Consider the following 18,899-nt stretch of genomic DNA (forward strand, 5'->3'; position numbering starts at 1 on the left):
CCTAATTTCTTGTCTGTCCGTTTCCTCTTACTACAAACTTTTCAGAGGTAAGTTCCTTAAGGCCCATGGGCCCGAAGGCGTGAATTTTTGTCGTGCTTATGCCTATCTCCGCTCCCATGCCGAGTTCACCGCCGTCATTAAACCGCGTTGAAGCATTGTGCATCACGGCTGATGACTCAACTCCGCGCAGAAAACGGCGTGCGTTTTCGGTGTTTTCGGTGATTATTGAATCAGTGTGCATTGAACCGTATTTGCTTATGTGGTCCATCGCTTCTTCAATATCTTTTACGACCCGTATTCCCAGAACAAGCCCAAGATGTTCCGTTTCCCAGTCCTTTTCAGTCGCCTTTTTGCAGTTTGCGACCAGCGCGGCGGTTTTCGGACATCCTTTCATGGTAACGTCGTTTTTCGTCATTTTCTCCGCTACCACGGGCAGAAAATTGGCGGCGGCTTTTTCATGCACAAGCATTGTTTCCATTGCGTTGCAAACCCCGGGGCGCTGAACCTTGGAGTTAACGCATATATCAACCGCCATATCAGTTTTGGCGGACTCGTCAACAAATATGTGACAGATTCCCTTGTAGTGTTTGAGAACCGGTATTGACGAATTTTCGGCAACAAACCGTATAAGCGCCTCGCCGCCGCGCGGAATTATGAGGTCTATCAAGCCGTCAAGTTTGAGCATTTCCAAAACGTGTTTTCTGTCCGCGTCGGGAACCACGCTTACTGCGGACGGATTTATTCCGCAAGCGGACAAACAGTCGCTTATGATTTTGCCGATGGCGATGTTTGAGCGCAAAGATTCCGATCCGCCCCTTAAAATTACCGAGTTTCCTGATTTCAGGCACAGAGCCGCCGAATCCGCTGTAACGTTCGGCCTTGACTCATATACCATTCCAATCACGCCGAGCGGGATTCTCATTTTTTCAACGACAAGCCCGTTGGGTCTTTTCATGAACGGAACAACTTGCCCAACCGGGTCTTCAAGCCGCGCGACCTCCGCTATGCCTTCGGACATCTCTTCCACCCTTCTGTTGTCAATCATGAGCCGTTCGGCAAGCGCGCCGCCGGTTTTGTTTTTTTCCGCGTCTGCGAGATCTTTAGAGTTTTCCTCAAGTATCTCAGCGCGTCTTTTTATGAGTTCGGACGCAATTTTTTCAAGCGCGGCGTTTTTCGCTTCGGAATCAAAAACCGCAATCTCAGTCGCCGCCAGTCGCGCGTTGAGCGCGATTTTTTTGATAAAAGAGGATTTTGAAGGTTTTTCAGCCATGTCGTTAATGAATTCTATTCTACACGTTTTTATGGTGCGCCGGTCTTTCAAAGCGGCGGATTTCTTTGTATAACTGTTGAGCTTGATGGCAAGAATTTTTGCTCCATTTTCCTTGTTTTATTCTTATCTGTTTCGGCTTGCGCGGAGACGGAATTATCAAAAGTTATAAAAACCGCCGGGCAGTCCGCTCAAAAGAGCGCCTCGGTTCAGCAAGATGTAAGCGCCGTTGACGACGAATTTGATGCTTTGTTGAGCAAATTCCGCGATGAAAACAGACGCATTGAAAATTTGCGTCTTTACAACCGCCAACTTGAAATACGAATAAAAGACCAACTTGCCCTGATTGAGCAACTCAAAAAACTCGGACGCGACGCCGTGGAATTTGAAAAACAAATTCCCTCTCTTCTTCTGCAAATGATAGAGAGCCTTGAACAGTTTGCCGCCCTGGACATTCCTTTGCGTCCGGAAGAAAGAGCAAAGACAATAGATTCTTTGAAAAAACTGATGGCGCGCGGCGATGTTTCAATAGTAGAGCAGTTTCGCAGGGTTTTTGACGCATATCTGGAAGAGATTGACTATGGCGCCACAATAGAATTTCAACTCCTCTTGATTAAATTTTGTTCTTAAGAAAATCGTAAACTTTCCCGGCTGATTCTTCCAGAGTTTCTTTGTGGGTTTCAATCACCATCTCCGGTTTTACAGGTTCTTCGTAAGGGTCATCAATTCCCGTGAAACCTTTAATTTCACCCGCCCTGGCTTTTTTGTAGAGCCCTTTTACATCCCTCTTTTCGCATTCCTCAACCGGACAGTGGACGAAAACCTCTATAAATTCTCCTTCTTCAACCAATTCTCTCACCATATCCCTGTCTTTTCTGTAGGGCGAAACAAATGCCGAAAGCGTTACAACACCCGCGTCAACAAAAAGCTTTGACACCTCGCCTATGCGCCTTATATTTTCAGCGCGGTCTTCTTCGGAAAAACCCAGCCCTTTGCACAGCCCCATTCTGATGTTGTCTCCGTCAAGAATGTAGGTTTTTACGCCTTCTTCCATAAGCTTTTTCTGCACTTCGCCCGCGAGCGTTGATTTCCCCGAAGACGGCAGACCCGTAAACCACACAATGACGGAGCCATGCCCGTTAGCCTTTCTCCTGTCGTCTTTGTTTATGGCGTGGTCGTGAGGAATAATGAATTTCTGTTCCAAATTAAACTCCTTCTGATTGCGTAAAGAAAGCAGAGGGTACAAGAGCAACTCTTTCCAGTCAAGCACACGGGTGGTTGAGTTTGACAGTTTGCCGAGGAGTTAAGATACTATGCGCAAACTTTTGTCTTTTCGGAGGAAATGAATGGAGCAGACTCTTTCAATAGTCAAGCCGGACGGCACATCAAACAACCTTGTGGGAAAAGTGGTTGGAATCTTTGAGGAGAACGGCATTTCGGTCGCCGCTTTGCGGATGGTGAGGATGACCAAAAAACAGGCGGAAGGATTTTACGCCGAGCATTCCGAACGCCCTTTCTTCGCGAGTTTGACCGATTTTATGTCGTCGGGACCTTGTGTTGTTATGGTTCTCAAAGGGGACGGAGCGATAGCGAAGGTCCGGAAAATTATGGGAGCGACGGATCCCGCGCAGGCGGATGAGGGAACCATAAGAAAAATGTACGCCGAGAGTGTTGAAAGGAATGTTGTTCACGGCTCGGACAGCCCGGAATCCGCGAAAAGAGAGATAGTGTATTTTTTCAATTCTCTTGAAATTTCCGGATAGTCAAACACGGTTTTGAAGTCTGAAGAAAACACAAGCGCGGACAAACTTATTTTTCTCGTCAGAGGCAGGCAGACCCTTCTTGCGGACAGGTTTGTACAAGAGGTTTCAAAACGGTTTCTCGGAAGTGATGATTCCGGGGAGGTTCTTGTTTTCTATGCGGACGAAACGCCGGTTTCGGAGGTTCTCGCGAACGCGGCCAACCTTTCAATGTTTTCTTCGAAAAAGGTGGTTGTGCTCAAGCGCGCCGAAGCCATTGACAAGCAGTCACTTGAACTCATCAAAACATACGCCGCCGCTCCTTCAGCGCATGTTTGCCTTTTTCTTGTTTCCGGAGTTTCTTCAAAACCCGACCTTAAAGAAACGGACGGCGTTTTTATAAAAAGCGTTGAACAGGACCCGAGAAAAATCCATGAAATGGTGAGCGACGAAGCCGGACGCATGGGGTTTTCGATGACAGCCGCCGACTCAAAATATCTTTGCGCGCTAACAGGCGAGGATTTAAGCATGATACGGAGCGAACTGGCAAAACTTGCCGAAATCCACCCTTCCGGAACCCACATAACCCGAAAAGAGATTGACGAAATGCTTAACCGGCGCAAAACAAGGGATGTGTTTGAATTGACAAACGCTATTGTGAACGGCGAAAAAAATCAGGCTCTCACCATCCTTGCCGAAATTTCATCACAAAATCAGATTGAGCCGCTGTTCATTCTGTCGGCCGTTTCCTCGCGGATTCGAAATGTGCTCAAAGCGGCTGAAATAAGGTCCGGTTCGCGCGGGAAATCTCCTGAAGAGCAGAAAAAACTAATAGCGAAAGAGTTGAAGATAAAATCGGGCGCCGCGCATTTTATCTGGCAGCAATCGCGCAATTTCACTCAAAAACAATCCGCAGGTGTTCTGAAAAGCCTTGCCGAAACCGACAGGGCTCTAAAAACTTCAAGCGTGAACGGTTACGGAGTTATTGCCCGAATGACTGTTAATCTGCTGGCGTAGCGGATTCGGTTGCGGGTTGCGTGGTTCCCTGAGAAATTATATGAAGTTTGCGGGACATTCTCGCCACATTTTTGGATGCGTTTTTCTTGTGAATAAGCCCTTTTGAAGCGGCTTTATCAAAAGCCGACACTAGTCCGCGGAAGATTGAACCCGCCGTGGAAACATCTTTTGCTTCAATTGCCTGAAGAAAGTCTTTCGTTTTTGTTCTCAAAGACGATTTAACAAATCTGTTCCGCGCTCTTTTTTTCAGACTTTGTCTGTGTTTCTTTTTGGCGGATTTTATGCGTAATGCCATTTTTGGATTCTTCTCCCGCTGATAAAGTCCGCACAGTATGCGGCTGCAAAAGTCTTTTGTCAAGAATACGCACGGCAATCTGCCGGGCGGCTTTGTTGTATGATAAACTCTGTGCCGGGAGACGACATCCGATGAAAATTTTTCTTGATTCCGCAAGCATGAAAGAAATTAAGCACGCCGCTTCGCTGGGAGTGATAGACGGTGTTACGACAAATCCGAGCCTTGTTTCCGGAGAAGGCGCGCAAAAATCTTTTCCCGATTTGGTAAGGCAGATATGCCGAACCGTCAAAGGTCCCGTGAGCGCGGAGGTCATTTCCACTGACTACAAGGCAATGGTTGCCGAAGCCCGCTCACTTGCGAAAATAGATGAGTTTGTGGTCGTAAAAATGCCTCTCACAGAAAACGGCATTAAAGCCACAAAAACAGTCTCGGACGAGGGAATTAATGTCAATGTCACGCTAATTTTTTCAGCTTCTCAGGCGTTGCTTGCCGCCAAAGCCGGAGCCGCTTACGTGAGCCCGTTTATAGGCAGGCTAGATGATGTTTCCATGCGCGGGATGGATTTAATTGAGGATATTTCCCAGATATTTGCGAACTACGATTTTTCAACCGAAGTGCTTGTCGCAAGCGTGCGCCATCCGGTGCATGTCGTTGAATCCGCGCTTGCGGCGGCGGATGTTGTCACGCTTCCCTACAAGGTTTTAATGCAGATGTTCAAGCATCCGCTTTCTGACTTGGGGCTTGAGAGATTTCTCTCCGACTGGAAAAAGAAAAAATAAACCGTCAAGCCACGCGTTCACAAAGATAGAGCGCGAGTTTTTCAAGCGTGGCTTTTTCTCCATCAAAACTTTTCAACTCTTTCAACGCTTTGCTCGTGAGTTCGCGGGTCTTTTTCTTGCCCACTTTTTCACGGGCCGGGTTGTTTGAATCAATCGCGTCATCAAGGGTTTGAAATGCAAGCCCCGCCGCTCTTGCGTATTTCGTGAGCGGCGCCATAGTTTTAGAGTTTGCTCCGCCTGAAATTGCTCCGCATTTAATCGCGGCTTCAAAAAGCGAGGCGGTTTTAAGGGAATGGATTTTTGAAATTCCGCGCGGGTTGGTGTTTTCCAAATCCATCATCTGCCCTACGGCCATTCCCGTTTTTCCCGCCAGAGAAGAAAGGATTTCAACCATTTTGACGATGGAAGAATCCGGAATTCCCGCCGCTTTTGCTTCAACCGCCAGAACTCCGAAAGAATCCGTGAGTAAAAGGTCGCCGGCGAGAATGGCTTTTGCCTCTCCGAAAATCTTGTGAGTGGAAGGCGCTCCTCTTCTCGTGTCATCATCGTCCATTGACGGCAAGTCGTCATGGATTAGCGAATAGGTGTGAATCATCTCTATTGCGCAGGCGGCGGGCAGAGAGGTTTTGATGTTGCCGCCAACCGCGTGGCATGCCGCGACGCAAAGAGCCGGACGTATTTTTTTTCCGTCTAAAAGAGTGTGAGCGACGGCGTCCGCGAGCCCCGGATGTTTTTTTCTTACGGACTTGATGTATTTTTCGAGAAGTTTATTGACCCGCTTTTTTTTGTCCGCGATATAGCGCTCAATTTCGGAGGGTTTTCGTTTCATGAAGACCGTTTTCTGCCGGGTTTTTCTTCTCCGAGCGTCTCAATTTTTTTTTCGGTTTCTTCAAGCAGTTCACGGCATTCCTTTATAAGTTTGATGCCCGTTTCAAAGTTCTGGATCATTTTTTCAAGGGGAATGTCCCGACTTTCAAGAGAGTCTGAGATGTCCTGTATTTTTTTCAGTTTTTTCTCAAACGACATGGCGCGAAGAGATTGGTTGCGGGGGAAGGATTTGAACCTCCGACCTTCGGGTTATGAGCCCGACGAGCTACCAGACTGCTCCACCCCGCGATAGACCCTAACTCTACACGCTTGAGCGTTCCGGTCAATTGCCGCCGCGCGCTTTTGACATAACCATTTCGGCGATTTTAAATCCGGCCCCGGTGAAGTGTTTTTCATCCGTTTTGAGTTTCCCCGTGAAGATTTCGCCGCTTTCGTTCGCCATAACGGCCACCACTTCAATGGAGTTTCCGTTTTTTCGCGCGTGACAGCCGGCGGGAATGTCGCAGTCTCCGCCGAGTTTCAGCAGGAAATCCCTTTCAATTTCAACGCACACGCGAGACTGTTCGCACTCAACGCTTTTGAGTAAAAGCGCCGTTTCTGTGTCTTGCTCTCTGCACTCAACCGCAAGCGCGCCCTGCCCCGGAGCGGGAACAAAACTCATCGGATCCACACGGCTGCTGATTCTGTCATCAAGTTTCAACCTGTTTAGCGCCGCGGACGCGAGCATAACCGCGTCAAAATCTCCCGAATCCATTTTAGCTATTCGCGTCTCAATATTTCCGCGTAGCGGCTCCACCGAAAGATCCGGGCGCGCAGCGAGAATCTGGCAACTTCTTCTCAAACTGCCCGTGCCGATTTTCGCTCCTTTTTTTATAGATTCCAACTTGGAGCCGCTTGCCCCGGCGGGCATAACAACACAGTCGGAGGGGTCTTCCCTTTTCGGGACGCATCCTATAATCAAACCGCCCGGCAGAACGGACGGCAGGTCTTTCATGCTGTGAACCGCTATGTCGATTGAGCCGTCAAGAAGAGCGTTTTCTATTTCTTTTATGAAAATTCCCTTGCCGCCGGATTGAGAAATTTCCCCGCCCCGCAAATCTCCCGAAGTTTTTATAAAAACAAATTCCGTTTCCAGCTCAGGAATTTTTTTTTGAAGAATTCCGCCCACTTCGGCGGCCTGAATTTTCGCGAGCGGGCTACCCCTGCTTCCGATTTTGATTTTCATCTTCGGATGACTCCACGGAGGTTCCCGACAACTCAAAAAGGCTTCTCACGATTTCAACATAGGAAATTTGATTAGGCGCGTTCGCGGCGTCTTGTTTCAGTTTTGTAACGGGGGTGTGCAGAAATTTTCCGATCAGCGTGCGAGCCAGATTTTCAATCACTTTGTCCCGTTCCTCTTTGCCGAGTCCTGATTTTTCAATGGAGTCAATCTTCGCGATTGTTTTCAAAACCTCTTCACGCGCGGACTCTTCGGTTTTTCTTTTAAGTTCCACAATAAGCGGAAACGCTTTGAGTCCCTTATGCCAGAAAACAAACTTTTCGCCGGCGTTTTTTATCATTTCCTCCGCCCGGTCAAGGCTCTTGCGCATACTGTCAAGATTGTTGTCAATAATGTTGCGCAGGTCGTCCATGTCGTAGAGGAAAACGCCTTCAATGTTGCGGACTTTCGGATCAATGTCTCTGGGGAAAGCGATGTCAATTAATGAAACGGGCTTGTTTTTTCTAAGTTTCATGGTGTCCGAAAGGTCTCCATGTTTTAAGATGTAGCCCGCCGATCCGGTTGCGGAAATAACAATGTCGGTTTTTCTCAGCCACAAACCGATTTCTCCGAGCGTGAGCGTTTCAGCACCGAGAGATGAGGCGAGTTTTGCCGCTTCTATGGAGTTTCTCGCTGCGATTCTGATTTGCCCCGCTCCTCTTTTCGCGAGTTGAACCGCCGCGTCTTGAGCGGCTTCGCCCGTCCCCACTATCATCACGGAGCATTTTTCAATTTCGCCGAAAATGTTTCTCGCAAGTTTTGCGGCAACGGAACTGACTGAAACCATATGCGAGCCGACTCCGGTTTCATTTTTTATTTTTTTTGTGGTCGCGAATGAACTTTGAAAAAGTTTGTTAAGAACCGTGCCGACCGTGCGGTTTTCAAGCGCGGTTTCATAAGCGCGTTTTAATTGCCCGAGAATCTGCGGCTCGCCGACCACCATTGAATCCATTCCCGCCGCTACTCTATGGAGATGGCATACGGCGTCCGTCCCCTCACGGAAATAAAACTTTTTTTCAATGAAATCGCTCTGAATCGTGTCATTGAATTCGCAAAGAAATTCTGAAATTTTGTCAAAACACTCGCTGTTATTTTCGCAAACCGCGTATATCTCCACCCTGTTGCAGGTTGAAACTATCACGCATTCGTTGATTGCCGGTTTTGACACAAGCGATAGCAAGGGGGCTGACAGCGGCATTTCACCGACAAATGATATTCTTTCCCGCTCCTCAATCGGAGAGGTTTTATGACTTATTCCGCAGACAACAACAGTGCTCATAGCAATAAAAAATTTTCCTATAGGCCATTTTCGCCAACGAGGTTCAAAAACTCCGCACGAGACCTCTCATCGCTTCTGAACAGCCCGTTCATTGAACTTGTTATCATGTTTGCCCTTGATTTTTCCACTCCCCGCATTGCCATGCACAGATGATATCCTTTCATGACTACCGCCACACCTTTGGGTGAAAGCGCCTCCTTCAACAGGTTTGCTATCTGAACGGTCAGCCTTTCCTGAACCTGCAAACGTCTTGAAAACACTTCAATAATACGAGGTATCTTACTTAAACCAATAATTTTTTTGTTTGGGATATACGCAACATGACATCTTCCGAAGAATGGCAACATATGGTGTTCGCACATACTGTAGAATTCCACGTCCTTTACAACGACCATTTCATCGTAATCTATCTCGTAAATGGCTTTACGGGCGATCTCAATCGGATCCTGATTGTATCCAATTGTTATTTCATTGAGCATTTTCTCAATGCGCTCCGGAGTGTCCTGAAGCCCTTCCCTTGAACAGTCTTCTCCAATCTCCGTGAGAATTTCCTTTACCGCTTTCTTAATTCCCATTTTTCTCTACCATTTGATTTTTTCCACCCGCATCCGCATTGAATTGCGCGATAAACTGCTTCGCTCCCGGCTCAATCCGTGATAACAACGGTTGCGGATACACGCCCATTAAAATTATAATCGCCGCGATTGGCAAAAGCACTGCTGTTTCCCTTTTATTTATGTCGGAGAGCGCCATGTTATCCGCTTTGTCCAGGGGACCGAAAAACACTTTTTGAACGGCTTTCAACATATAGACGGCTCCGAAGATAATTCCCGACCCCGCAAATATGGCGTAGAGATAGTTTTCTTTGAACGCGCCGAGCAGAACGAGAAACTCTCCGACAAATCCGTTAAGTAGCGGCAACCCGATAGAGGCAAGCGCGGACAGTATGAAAAATGCTGTGAACAAAGGCATTGAAGACGCCACTCCGCCGAATTCACTTATTTTTTTCGTATGTCTTCTTTCGTAAATCATTCCGACCAGAATAAACAGAGCGCCCGTTGAAATTCCATGCGCGAGCATATGAAATATGCCGCCCTGAAGCCCCTGCACATTGGGCAGAGTTATGCCGAGCGCGATAATTCCCATATGGCTGACACTTGAATACGCAACAAGTTTTTTAAGGTCTTTCTGAGCATAGGCGACCATCGCACCATAGATAACGCCTACTATCGCGGCGATTGATAAAGCCGGCATAAAAACCGCGGACGCGTCCGGAAAAAACGGAAACAAGAATCTCAACATTCCGTAAATTCCGAGTTTTAACAAAATTCCGGCAAGAATTACACTTCCCGCGGTGGGCGCTTCAACATGAGCGTCCGGCAGCCATGTGTGAAAAGGCACAAGCGGAACCTTAATAGCAAACGCGAGCAGAAACGCGCCGAATAAAAGTCCCTGCGCACTGAGTAATCCGTCAAAAGGCGCCGAAACTTTTTGCAAATCCGCAATTGCCATTGATGCGCTTCCAAACTGATCTATGTGCGCCGCGTAAAGATAAAAAATCGCGCCGAACATCAGCGCGCTTCCAAACGCCGTGTAGATAAAAAATTTGATAGCCGCGTAAACTCGCCTTTCCGTTCCCCAAACGCCTATGAGAAAATAAAGCGGAATAAGAGCGGCTTCCCAGAAAATGAAAAACAGAACCATGTCCGCCGAAACAAGCGTTCCTATAATTGCGGTTTCAATTATCAGAATAAGAGAGAAAAACTCCTTCACTTTTACGGCCGTGTTCCACGAACTCAAAATTGCGAAAGGGGTTATAAACGTTGTGAGCAACACAAGTGTAACGCTGAGCCAGTCCACGCCAATGTCGTATTGTATTCCCAGTTCGGGAAACCACTCGGCGGTCTGGCGGAACTGTAAACCCATAGTTTCAGGAGAGAAATTTATAAACAGTGGAATTGAAAGAAGAAAAACCGCGATGCTCACGCAAAGTGCTGCGGTCTTGAAAAATCTGTCCGAAATCCGCGCCGGTACGGAGCAGAGAACAAGAAGGCAAACCGCCGCAAGCGGCAGAAAAGTGATAAGGGTCAAATTGCCCTCAAACAGTGTGCTGATATATGACACGGCGACCCACTCACGAAGCGATTAACGGGTTAGTAATCTATAGGGCGTGCGGGGCTAACTCAAGTTGACGCAATTTTGAATGTTTGCCGCCAATTCATAATAATTGTTCCTGATGTCATTTGACTACAAAGCTCTTTGCGATTCATGGAAATGGAACATTCCGCGCAAGTTCAACATCGGAGTGGACTGCACGGATAAAAACGCGGCAAATCCCGATCTTGCCCTCAAGTCCGCGCTCACATGGGAAGGCGGCGACGGGCTTGTGAAGCAATACACCTTTGCCGATCTCAAAGCCGTTACAAATCAAATCGCGGGCGCTTTTCTTTCTTCAGGCGTGTCTCGCGGGGACAGAGTGATGATAATGCTTGAAAATGTTCCGGAGTTTCCTTTTTCATTCCTCGCCGCGCTCAAAATCGGCGCCGTTCCCATTCCGGCAAGTCCGATGCTTGTTGAAGACGAAGCGGCGCATATTCTTGAAGACAGCGGAGCAAAAGCGGTTGTCGCGTCCGCTGTTACATACGAACGGATTGATTCCGCACGCGACCGTTGCCCGAATTTGAAAACAGTTTTTATAACTGGAGGCGGGGCGCCCTCGCGATGCGTTGACCTTGACGAACTTGCGGGGAAATCCTCCGCCGAACTTGAACCCGCGGACACGCTTTCGGAAGATATTGCGTATATCTGCTACACGTCTGGAACCACAGGAGAGCCGAAAGGGGTTGTTCACGCGCACCGGTGTGTTATCGGGCGCGACCCGGCGGCTTTTTTCTGGCTGGGGGTTGCTGACCACCCCAGGGTTTTTCACGCCGGCAAACTCAACTGGACTTACACTCTGGGCGCGGGATGCCTTGACCCCTGGCGGCACGGATGCGAGTGCGTGATTTACGGAGGCGAATACGAACCCCGGAAAATGTTTGAAATTATTGAAAAGCACAGCGCGAATGTTTTTATGGCGGTTCCAACCGTTTACAGGCAGATGCTCAGAGTGGCAAAAGACGTCCCCGTTCCGTCCCTTTCAAGGGTGAGCCACTGTTTGAGCGCGGGCGAAACTCTCAGTGAAGAGCTTTTTTCCGCGTGGAAAAACGAGTTGGGGGTTTCGCTTTATAACGGACTGGGAATGAGCGAATTCAGTTACTACGTTTCAAACATGATTGGCATGGAAATAAACCCCGCGTCTCCGGGGAAACCGCAGCCCGGCAGAAAGTGTTTTCTCGCGGACCCCGAAACCGGAAAAAAGGTCTTGGACGCGCGCGAAGGAGTTCTTGTTTCCGCTCCGAACGACCCCGGAATTATGCTGGGTTACTGGAACAAACCCGAAGAGACTCGCGCAATGTTTTCGCCGGAGGGCGATTTTATGAGCGGCGATTACTTTAACGCCGACGATGACGGCTATCTGCTGCCGCTTGGCAGAAGGGACGACATGATAAACAGTTTCGGTTACAGAATTTCGCCGTTTGAAATTGAAGCGGCTCTTTCAAAGCACGGCAAAGTTAGTGATTGCGCCGCCGTGGGAATTGACGCGGGTGGCGGGAAAACAATCACAACCGCTTTTGTTGTCGCGAAGGAAAAGGCGGACGAATCGCGCGACTTGCTTAAAAAAGAGTTGAGCGGTTTTCTGGAAAAGCGTCTCGCCGGATACAAAATGCCGAAAGAAATTGTTTTTACGGACTCAATTCCTGTTACCAAAAACGGAAAGAAAAAACGCGGCGAATTGCGCGAGCGGTTCAGCGCCGCCGATTAACCGTCAGCCGGAATACGCCGCGCAGGTGATTTTCATCACCTCAACGTTGCTCTGTTTTCCAACCGCGCCCGGCACAATAATTGGAAGTTCAACCCCCGCTTCTCTGTGCGCTTCAAGCTGTTCTCTGCAACGCGCCGCTGGGCCCACAAGCGCGACAGCGTCAACCAATTCGTCTGTGAAAACCTCATGCGGTTTTTCGCCCGCCTGAATTTTTTCAACCACGTCGCCGTGTCCGATGTTTTTTATGAGACGCTGGTAAAACGGAAAGCGTGCGTAACCGGAAAGCCCCATTTTTGCGGCTTTGATGGCGTCTTCCAGACTGTCTGAAATAAATGAGGGAATTCCGTTGGTGATTTCAATTTCCGAGGGGTCTCTTCCCGCTTCTTTTGCTCCCTCCGCGACCTGCTCTTTTAACTGCTTAACATATTCAGGCGGAGACATATACGGCATAAGCCCGTCCGCCGCTTTGCCCGCCAGATGCGCCGCGGAGTTTGTCAACCCGGCTATGTGAACGGGAAAGTCCGGAAGGTCGCGTTTGATTGTCAACAGCTCCGAGGAGCCGTCCAAAATGGGTCTGAGTTCGGAAATGTATTCTTCCATCTTCTCAACCGGATTGCCCATATCTATTCCGAATTTGTCATTGACGGGCTTGTGGCTCACTCCGAGGCCAAGCACCATTCTTCCGCCCGAAACCTCCTGAACGGTAAGCGCTTCAGCGGCGCAGATGACGGGTTTGCGCATAAATATGTTTGTTATCCACGTGCCGACTTTAATTGTTGAAGTTGCTTCGGCGAACACCTGTGCGTTGGAAATCGCGCTGTAAGGCGGAACTTCAGGCGAGAAAATCGCTTCGAAACCCGCATTCTCCGCTTCGCGTGCGAGATCTCTTAAATCATCGACTCCACAGCCCCATACGGGGGAAATAGTTGCTACTTTTGCCATTTTACGCTCCCTTGAGGTTTTGCCGCCTCTTTGATTACTTCCAATAAAATAACCTGTAAAACGGAAAAATTACAATCCGCCCGCTTTTGACACCGCGCGGGGTTGGGATTATAATCACCCTGATGAAGAAAACCGGAGCTGAAATCTACATAATCGGGGTTTTTGTTTTAGTCGCCTCAATTCTTCTTATTGCGTCCCTCACGCATGTTTTTTTGAAACCTTGATGTACAAAAAGAGGCAAGTCCAATAGCGAACATCTCTGTTTACGGCAACAGGTCAGGCCTTACGGGCAGAGAAATCAAGATACTTCTCAAGATTTATTCAAAATCTGTTGACCCGAACAAGGTGATGACGCCGGAATTCAGTTCCGCGCTTTGCAGGGCATCGGAGGCGGTCAAAAGGAACGTGGCGGTTCTGCTCAATAAAAAAGGCAGAGTGGCGGCGGTTTTCGAGGGAAATTGCGGCGATTTTGAACTCGCGTCGTTCTTCAGAAGGTATCGTGACACCGGGCGCGGAGTCAGAAACTTCCGGCTCATTCTCACACATGCCGACGGGCGCGGACTTACGGACAACGAGAAATTCACGCTTATAAACGAACGGCTTGAAATCGTGGGAGTTGTTCAGATGAGAGGCGATGGCGCGGACAAGTTCGAGTTTGCCTACCCTCTTGTTCCTGCCACGGAGCGCAACGATTCTGAAAAATGGAAAATCGTGGAGTTTTCCGATTGCTCAAATGTCAATTTTGATATTGAAAGCGCCCTTGAACCGGTAAAAAACAGACGTTTTGTCCCGCTGAATCCGCGTCGCAAAAACATAGAGCACATTTTTCTCATCGCGATGGGGCGTTCGCAGAAAGAAGCAGAAACATCATTGCAAGAACTTGAGACCCTTGCCGTTTCCGCCGGAAAAAAGATTCTGGGCTCGCGCGTTCACATTCTCAAACGGTCAAAAAAATCCGTTGGCAACACTGTTCTTGGAGAGAAAAAATTGACTGATTTCCTTTTGCTCGCTAAACACGAAGCCGCGGGCGCGGTGATTTTTGACACCGAACTTGCGCCATCTGAAATTTCCGAAATACAAAGCCGCACGGATATGAGAATTGTTGACCGGACGCAACTCATACTTGAGATATTTTCCCTGCGGGCTTCCTCAAAAGAGGGAAAATTGCAGGTCAAACTCGCGGAACTCAAATACGCCCTGCCCCGTCTTTCGGGAAGCGGAATTCAGATGTCGCAGCCCGGCGCGGGAATTGGAACAAGAGGTCCCGGGGAGAAAGCGCTTGAAAAGGAAAGAAGGCAACTCAGAAAACGGATAAGGGATTTGGAGAAGCAGATGGAGGCGATATCCGGCAGGAGAGAGCGGACGCGGGCGAACCGCATGAGAGGAAACACGGAGATTGTTTCGCTTGCGGGCTACACAAACGCGGGCAAATCCACTCTGTTTTCCGCTTTGACAAAAGAGGACACGGAAATCGCGGACAAGATGTTTTCCACGCTCGGAACAAAAACCCGCAGGATGTATTCGCCGCGGAACTCCACCATTCTTCTCACCGACACGGTCGGTTTTATTAAAGACCTTCCCAAAGATCTGGCGATGGCGTTCAGGGCGACTTTGGAAGAGCTGGGCAAAGCCGATTTACTGCTTCACGTGGCGGATGCGGGCGATTTGGACGTTGAGAACAAAATAGAATCCGTTGAATCCATACTTGATTCAATGGGATTTGGCGAAGTTCCCAGACTGCTTGTGTTTAACAAAACCGACATTGCTCCCCTTCAAAAACTAAGAGACCTTTCCGTGATTTATCCCAAAGCCATTTTCGTTTCCGCAGCCGCGCGGGACAATCTCGGCGAGATAGCGGCACGCGCGGACAAGATTTTAAAAGACCGCAAACAAAACTACTCTCTTGCGATATAAATGATGATTTCATACGAAAGAATGTCCGACCACTTGATGAGCATCATCCGCATAGACAGCGAGTCGCGTTTTGAAAAAGATGTCGCGCTTGTTCTGGAAAAGGAAATGAAGGAGATAGGCGGCGAATGTTTTTATGACGATTGCGGCGAAAAAGTCGGCGGAAACACGGGCAATCTGATTGTCAAAATTAAAGGCAATACGGACGCGCCGCCGTTTTTCCTTTGCTCGCATATGGACACGGTCGCTCCCGGAAAAGGCATAAAGCCCTCAATTAAAGACGGCATTATGAGAAGCGACGGAACCACAATTCTCGGTAGCGACGACAAAAGCGGAGTTTCCATAATTGTTGAAGTGGTTCGTTCCCTCAAAGAGCGCGACCTGCCCCACGGCGATATTGAAATAGCGTTCATGATATGCGAGGAAGTCGGGCTTTTGGGGGCAAAATTCATTGACTGTTCGGTTTTTGAATCCTCTTACGGAATTGTTCTGGACAGCAGCACTCCCGACCGTCTTGTTCTGAAATGCCCGGCTTCAGACAGAATCAAGGTCAAAATCACCGGTGTTGAGGCGCACGCGGGGCTGTGCCCCGAAGACGGGGTCAGCGCTATAGAGATTGCGTCAAAAGCCATAGCAAAAATGAATTTGGGAAGAATAGATTCTGAAACCACCGCGAACATCGGCACAATTTCGGGCGGAAGCGCGATAAACATTGTTCCGGGCGAGACCGAAGTTATCGGCGAGGCGAGAAGCCACAACACCGAAAAACTCGCGGTGCAAATGGACCATATGAGGAAATGTTTTGAGAAAGCGTCAACTGAAGTTTGCGGCGATACTTCCGCCGTGCAAATTGAACAGGAACACATTTACTTTCCGATGGACGTTCCCCCTTCGTCCGAAATCGCGAAAATGGTTGAGGAAACTGCAAACAATCTCGGTCATCCGGTTGCTCTTCACACAAGCGGCGGCGGTTGCGACGCGAACTACATCAATGGCAAGGGAATTCAATGTGTAAATCTGGGAACGGGAATGTATGATCTTCACACTGTTGACGAGCATCTTGTTATTGAAGAGTTCAACAGGTCAGCAGACATTGTTCTCCGCACCATTATGAAAAATGCCGGACACCAAAACTAACAAACGGGCTCTCATTCTTGTTGACCACGGAAGCAACGTTGCCGAAGCGAACGGCGTGCTTGCCGAAGTTGCCAATGAGATAAGACAGAGAGGTGCGGGTTTTGATATTGTTGAATACTGTCACATGGAGATAGCGTCTCCGACAATGGAAGAGGCGTTTCAAAAATGCGCCGAACTTGGCGCAGGCGAAGTGGTTGTTCACCCCTATTTTCTTGTTCCGGGAAGGCATTCGGGTTTTGATATTCCGGCAATGGCAAAAGAAGCGGCGGAAAAATTTCCAAATTTGAAGCACACCGTTACCGATCCGCTCGGTCTTCACGAAAAAATTGTGGATGTTGTTCTGGAGCGGGTTTCTTCCGTGTGTTGGACGAAGGGGTAAATCTCATATGGAGAAAGAGGTTATAAATAAATTGCTTGGTCCGGAGTTTATAAAAACCGCGACAGTTGAAGATATTGAAAGAGAAATCAGAGACGGAGCAGATGTTAATGCAAAAAATGAATTTGACTGGACGGTTCTGATGAAGGCGGCAAGATTCAACACCAATCCAGAAATCATTACCACTCTTGTCAAAAACGGAGCGGATGTTAACGCGAGAGATGAAAACGGCATTACGGTTCTGATGAGAGCGGTAGCTAACAACACCAATCCGGAAATCATTACCAATCTTGTCAAAAACGGAGCGGATGTTCACGCGAGAGATGAAAACGGCATTACGGTTCTGATGAGAGCGGTAGCTAACAACACCAATCTGGAAATTATTACCGCTCTTATTGAAAACGGAGCGGATATTAACGCAAGAGATGAAAACGACGCGACGGTTCTGATGGTCGCGGCACAGTTCAACCCCAATCCGGAAATCATTGATGCTCTTGTTCAAAACGGAGCGGATGCTAACGCAAGGGATGAAAACGGCGTGACGGTTCTGATGGTCGCGGCACAGTTCAACCCCAATCCGGAAATCATTGATGCTCTTGTTCAAAACGGAGCGGATGTTAACGCGAGAGATGAAAACGGCATGACGGCTCTTGTGTTCGCGACAATGTTCAACACTAATCCGGAAGTCATTACCGCTCTTATTGAAAACGGAGCGGATGTTCACGCGAGAGATGAAAACGGCATTACGGTTCTGATGAGAGCGGCAATAAACAACACCAATCTGGAAATTATTACCGCTCTTATTGAAAACGGAGCGGATGTTAACGCAAGAGATGAAAACGACGCGACGGTTCTGATGGTCGCGGCACAGTTCAACCCCAATCCGGAAATCATTGATGCTCTTGTTCAAAACGGAGCGGATGTTCACGCGAGAGATGAAAACGGCATTACGGTTCTGATGAGAGCGGTAGCTAACAACACCAATCTGGAAATTATTACCGCTCTTATTGAAAACGGAGCGGATGTTCACGCGAGAGATGAAAACGGCATTACGGCTCTGGTGTTTGCGGCAGAGAACAATACCAATCCGGAAATCATTACCTCTCTTATTAAAAATGGAGCGAATGTTAACGCAAGATATGAAAACGGCAGAACGGCTCTGATGTTGGCGGTAGCTAACAACCCCAATCCGGAAATCATTGATGCTCTTGTTCAAAACGGAGCGGATGTCCACGCGAGAGATGAAGACGGCATTACGGTTCTGATGATTGCAGCAAGTAACAACACCAACCCGGAAATTATTACCGCTCTTGTTAAAAATGGAGCGGATGTTCACGCAAGAATTGAAGATGGCTCTACGGTTCTGATGGGTGCGGCATTACTCAACACCAATCCGGAAGTTATTGATGTATTACTTGAAAACGGGGCAAATCCGCGACTTGTGAACGATGAAGGAGAAACGGCATTTGATTATGCTAAAGAAAATAAAAAATTGAAGAATACAAAAGCATATTGGAAACTCTATGAATTGCTATACGGCAAAAAGCCCAATTTCTTTGACAAAGTCAGAGAAGTATTTTAGTTAATCAGCGCCGCTCTTGTGTAGTGGAAGAAAAAGGAATTTCATATGAAGAATAAATTACTCAACCCAGAGTTCATGAAAATTGCGACAGTTGAAGATGTTGAAAGAGAAATCAACAATGGTGTGGATGTTAATGCAAGAGATAGAATGGGTAGAACGCCTCTTATGCATGCGGCATGCTATAGCACCAATCCAGAAGTTATTACCACTCTTGTCAAAAACGGAGCGGATGTTCACGCAGGAACTCAATTTGGCTGTACTGCTCTGATGGATGCGGCATACAACCCCAATCTAGAAATTCTCACCGTTCTTATTGAAAATGGAGCGGATGTTAACGCGAGAAATAAAAACGGCATTACGGCTCTGATGTTGGCGATAACTGGCAACACCAACCCGGAAATTCTTACCGCTCTTGTTAAAAATGGAGCAGATGTTAACGCAAGAAATCGATTCGGTTTGACACCTCTGGGGATTGCGCAGCTCAACCCCAATTCAGAAATCATTACTGATGCATTGTTTAAAAGTGGAGCAGACCCACAACTTACGGATAAATCAGGAAAAACGTTCTTTGATTTTTTTAAAAAAGTGAAGCATTGAAAGGTAGCGCGTTGGTGAAATTAT

The 18,899-nt window shown here is 48.0% G+C and carries 20 protein-coding genes and 1 tRNA gene; 10 read left to right on the plus strand and 11 right to left on the minus strand.

What is annotated here, in order from left to right; genetic code table 11:
* Window position 1: 1 nt before the first annotated feature.
* Window positions 2–1,270: a glutamate-5-semialdehyde dehydrogenase gene (locus tag GKS04_03650; protein QMU56256.1), complete on the minus strand. Its 1,269-nt coding sequence runs from the start codon at window positions 1,268–1,270 to the stop codon at window positions 2–4.
* Between the two features lie 69 nt (window positions 1,271–1,339).
* Between GKS04_03650 and GKS04_03655 the strand changes: the two genes are divergently transcribed.
* Window positions 1,340–1,897, plus strand: coding sequence for a DUF3450 family protein (locus GKS04_03655; GenBank protein ID QMU56257.1), 558 nt, complete (start codon window positions 1,340–1,342; stop codon window positions 1,895–1,897).
* Here the strand turns inward: GKS04_03655 and cysC are convergent.
* On the minus strand, window positions 1,881–2,471 hold the full coding sequence (gene cysC / locus GKS04_03660) for an adenylyl-sulfate kinase (GenBank protein ID QMU56258.1): 591 nt from the start codon (window positions 2,469–2,471) through the stop codon (window positions 1,881–1,883). The two genes, GKS04_03655 and cysC, sit on opposite strands and share 17 nt — an antisense overlap.
* 142 nt (window positions 2,472–2,613) lie before the next feature.
* Between cysC and GKS04_03665 the strand changes: the two genes are divergently transcribed.
* Window positions 2,614–3,030 carry a nucleoside-diphosphate kinase gene (locus GKS04_03665; GenBank protein ID QMU56259.1) on the plus strand — a complete coding sequence of 139 codons (417 nt, stop codon included), beginning with the start codon at window positions 2,614–2,616 and terminating at the stop codon, window positions 3,028–3,030.
* A 12-nt stretch (window positions 3,031–3,042) separates the two neighbouring features.
* Window positions 3,043–4,023: a DNA polymerase III subunit delta gene (gene holA / locus GKS04_03670; protein ID QMU56260.1), complete on the plus strand. Its 981-nt coding sequence runs from the start codon at window positions 3,043–3,045 to the stop codon at window positions 4,021–4,023.
* Here holA and rpsT read toward each other — a convergent pair.
* The gene (gene rpsT / locus GKS04_03675) at window positions 4,007–4,318 is read right to left on the minus strand and encodes a 30S ribosomal protein S20 (protein QMU56261.1); all 312 of its coding nucleotides are present in this window, start codon (window positions 4,316–4,318) and stop codon (window positions 4,007–4,009) included. The genes holA and rpsT overlap by 17 nt on opposite strands.
* Before the next feature lie 131 nt (window positions 4,319–4,449).
* Here rpsT and fsa point away from each other — a divergent pair, with 131 nt between their 5' ends.
* A complete protein-coding gene (gene fsa, locus GKS04_03680; protein QMU56262.1) occupies window positions 4,450–5,097 on the plus strand; it encodes a fructose-6-phosphate aldolase in 648 nt (215 codons plus the stop codon).
* Window positions 5,098–5,101: 4 nt separating this feature from the next.
* Here fsa and GKS04_03685 read toward each other — a convergent pair whose 3' ends face one another.
* From GKS04_03685 to GKS04_03715, 7 genes are all read right to left on the minus strand, one after another.
* Complete coding sequence (locus GKS04_03685) at window positions 5,102–5,926, minus strand: polyprenyl synthetase family protein (protein ID QMU56263.1); 825 nt, start codon at window positions 5,924–5,926, stop codon at window positions 5,102–5,104.
* The gene (gene xseB / locus GKS04_03690) at window positions 5,923–6,123 is read right to left on the minus strand and encodes an exodeoxyribonuclease VII small subunit (protein ID QMU56264.1); all 201 of its coding nucleotides are present in this window, start codon (window positions 6,121–6,123) and stop codon (window positions 5,923–5,925) included. Before xseB ends, GKS04_03685 begins: the two co-directional genes overlap by 4 nt.
* 13 nt (window positions 6,124–6,136) lie before the next feature.
* A tRNA-Met gene (locus GKS04_03695) sits at window positions 6,137–6,213 on the minus strand.
* A 34-nt stretch (window positions 6,214–6,247) separates the two neighbouring features.
* Window positions 6,248–7,150 carry a hydroxymethylbilane synthase gene (gene hemC, locus GKS04_03700; protein ID QMU56265.1) on the minus strand — a complete coding sequence of 301 codons (903 nt, stop codon included), beginning with the start codon at window positions 7,148–7,150 and terminating at the stop codon, window positions 6,248–6,250.
* On the minus strand, window positions 7,122–8,465 hold the full coding sequence (locus GKS04_03705; GenBank protein ID QMU56266.1) for a glutamyl-tRNA reductase: 1,344 nt from the start codon (window positions 8,463–8,465) through the stop codon (window positions 7,122–7,124). The genes hemC and GKS04_03705 overlap by 29 nt, the downstream gene beginning before the upstream one ends.
* A 17-nt stretch (window positions 8,466–8,482) precedes the next feature.
* Window positions 8,483–9,040 carry a GTP cyclohydrolase I FolE gene (folE, locus tag GKS04_03710; GenBank protein ID QMU56267.1) on the minus strand — a complete coding sequence of 186 codons (558 nt, stop codon included), beginning with the start codon at window positions 9,038–9,040 and terminating at the stop codon, window positions 8,483–8,485.
* Window positions 9,030–10,589 carry an NADH-quinone oxidoreductase subunit M gene (locus GKS04_03715; GenBank protein ID QMU56268.1) on the minus strand — a complete coding sequence of 520 codons (1,560 nt, stop codon included), beginning with the start codon at window positions 10,587–10,589 and terminating at the stop codon, window positions 9,030–9,032. Before GKS04_03715 ends, folE begins: the two co-directional genes overlap by 11 nt.
* A 112-nt stretch (window positions 10,590–10,701) precedes the next feature.
* On the opposite strand from GKS04_03715, the gene GKS04_03720 reads away from it, so the two are divergent.
* Window positions 10,702–12,330, plus strand: coding sequence for an AMP-binding protein (locus GKS04_03720; protein QMU56269.1), 1,629 nt, complete (start codon window positions 10,702–10,704; stop codon window positions 12,328–12,330).
* Between the two features lie 3 nt (window positions 12,331–12,333).
* On the opposite strand, the gene GKS04_03725 is transcribed toward GKS04_03720, so the two are convergent.
* A complete protein-coding gene (locus GKS04_03725) occupies window positions 12,334–13,272 on the minus strand; it encodes an LLM class flavin-dependent oxidoreductase (protein ID QMU56270.1) in 939 nt (312 codons plus the stop codon).
* Between the two features lie 348 nt (window positions 13,273–13,620).
* Between GKS04_03725 and hflX the strand changes: the two genes are divergently transcribed.
* Genes hflX through GKS04_03750 form a run of 5 tightly spaced genes read left to right on the plus strand, consistent with a single transcriptional unit; the run spans window position 13,621 to window position 18,875 of the window.
* On the plus strand, window positions 13,621–15,186 hold the full coding sequence (gene hflX / locus GKS04_03730) for a GTPase HflX (GenBank protein ID QMU56271.1): 1,566 nt from the start codon (window positions 13,621–13,623) through the stop codon (window positions 15,184–15,186).
* Window positions 15,187–16,320: a M20/M25/M40 family metallo-hydrolase gene (locus GKS04_03735; protein QMU56272.1), complete on the plus strand. Its 1,134-nt coding sequence runs from the start codon at window positions 15,187–15,189 to the stop codon at window positions 16,318–16,320.
* Window positions 16,301–16,699 (plus strand): hypothetical protein, encoded by a 399-nt coding sequence (locus tag GKS04_03740; protein ID QMU56273.1) that lies wholly within the window; start codon window positions 16,301–16,303, stop codon window positions 16,697–16,699. Before GKS04_03735 ends, GKS04_03740 begins: the two co-directional genes overlap by 20 nt.
* On the plus strand, window positions 16,653–18,278 hold the full coding sequence (locus tag GKS04_03745; GenBank protein ID QMU56274.1) for a hypothetical protein: 1,626 nt from the start codon (window positions 16,653–16,655) through the stop codon (window positions 18,276–18,278). The genes GKS04_03740 and GKS04_03745 overlap by 47 nt, the downstream gene beginning before the upstream one ends.
* 45 nt (window positions 18,279–18,323) lie before the next feature.
* Entirely contained in the window at window positions 18,324–18,875 is a 552-nt protein-coding gene (locus GKS04_03750) for a hypothetical protein (GenBank protein QMU56275.1), read from the plus strand.
* Window positions 18,876–18,899: the final 24 nt, after the last annotated feature.

The organism is Candidatus Mycalebacterium zealandia, assembly GCA_014075295.1.
Taxonomy (GTDB): Bacteria; Desulfobacterota_D; UBA1144; order Nemesobacterales; family Mycalebacteriaceae; genus Mycalebacterium; species Mycalebacterium zealandia.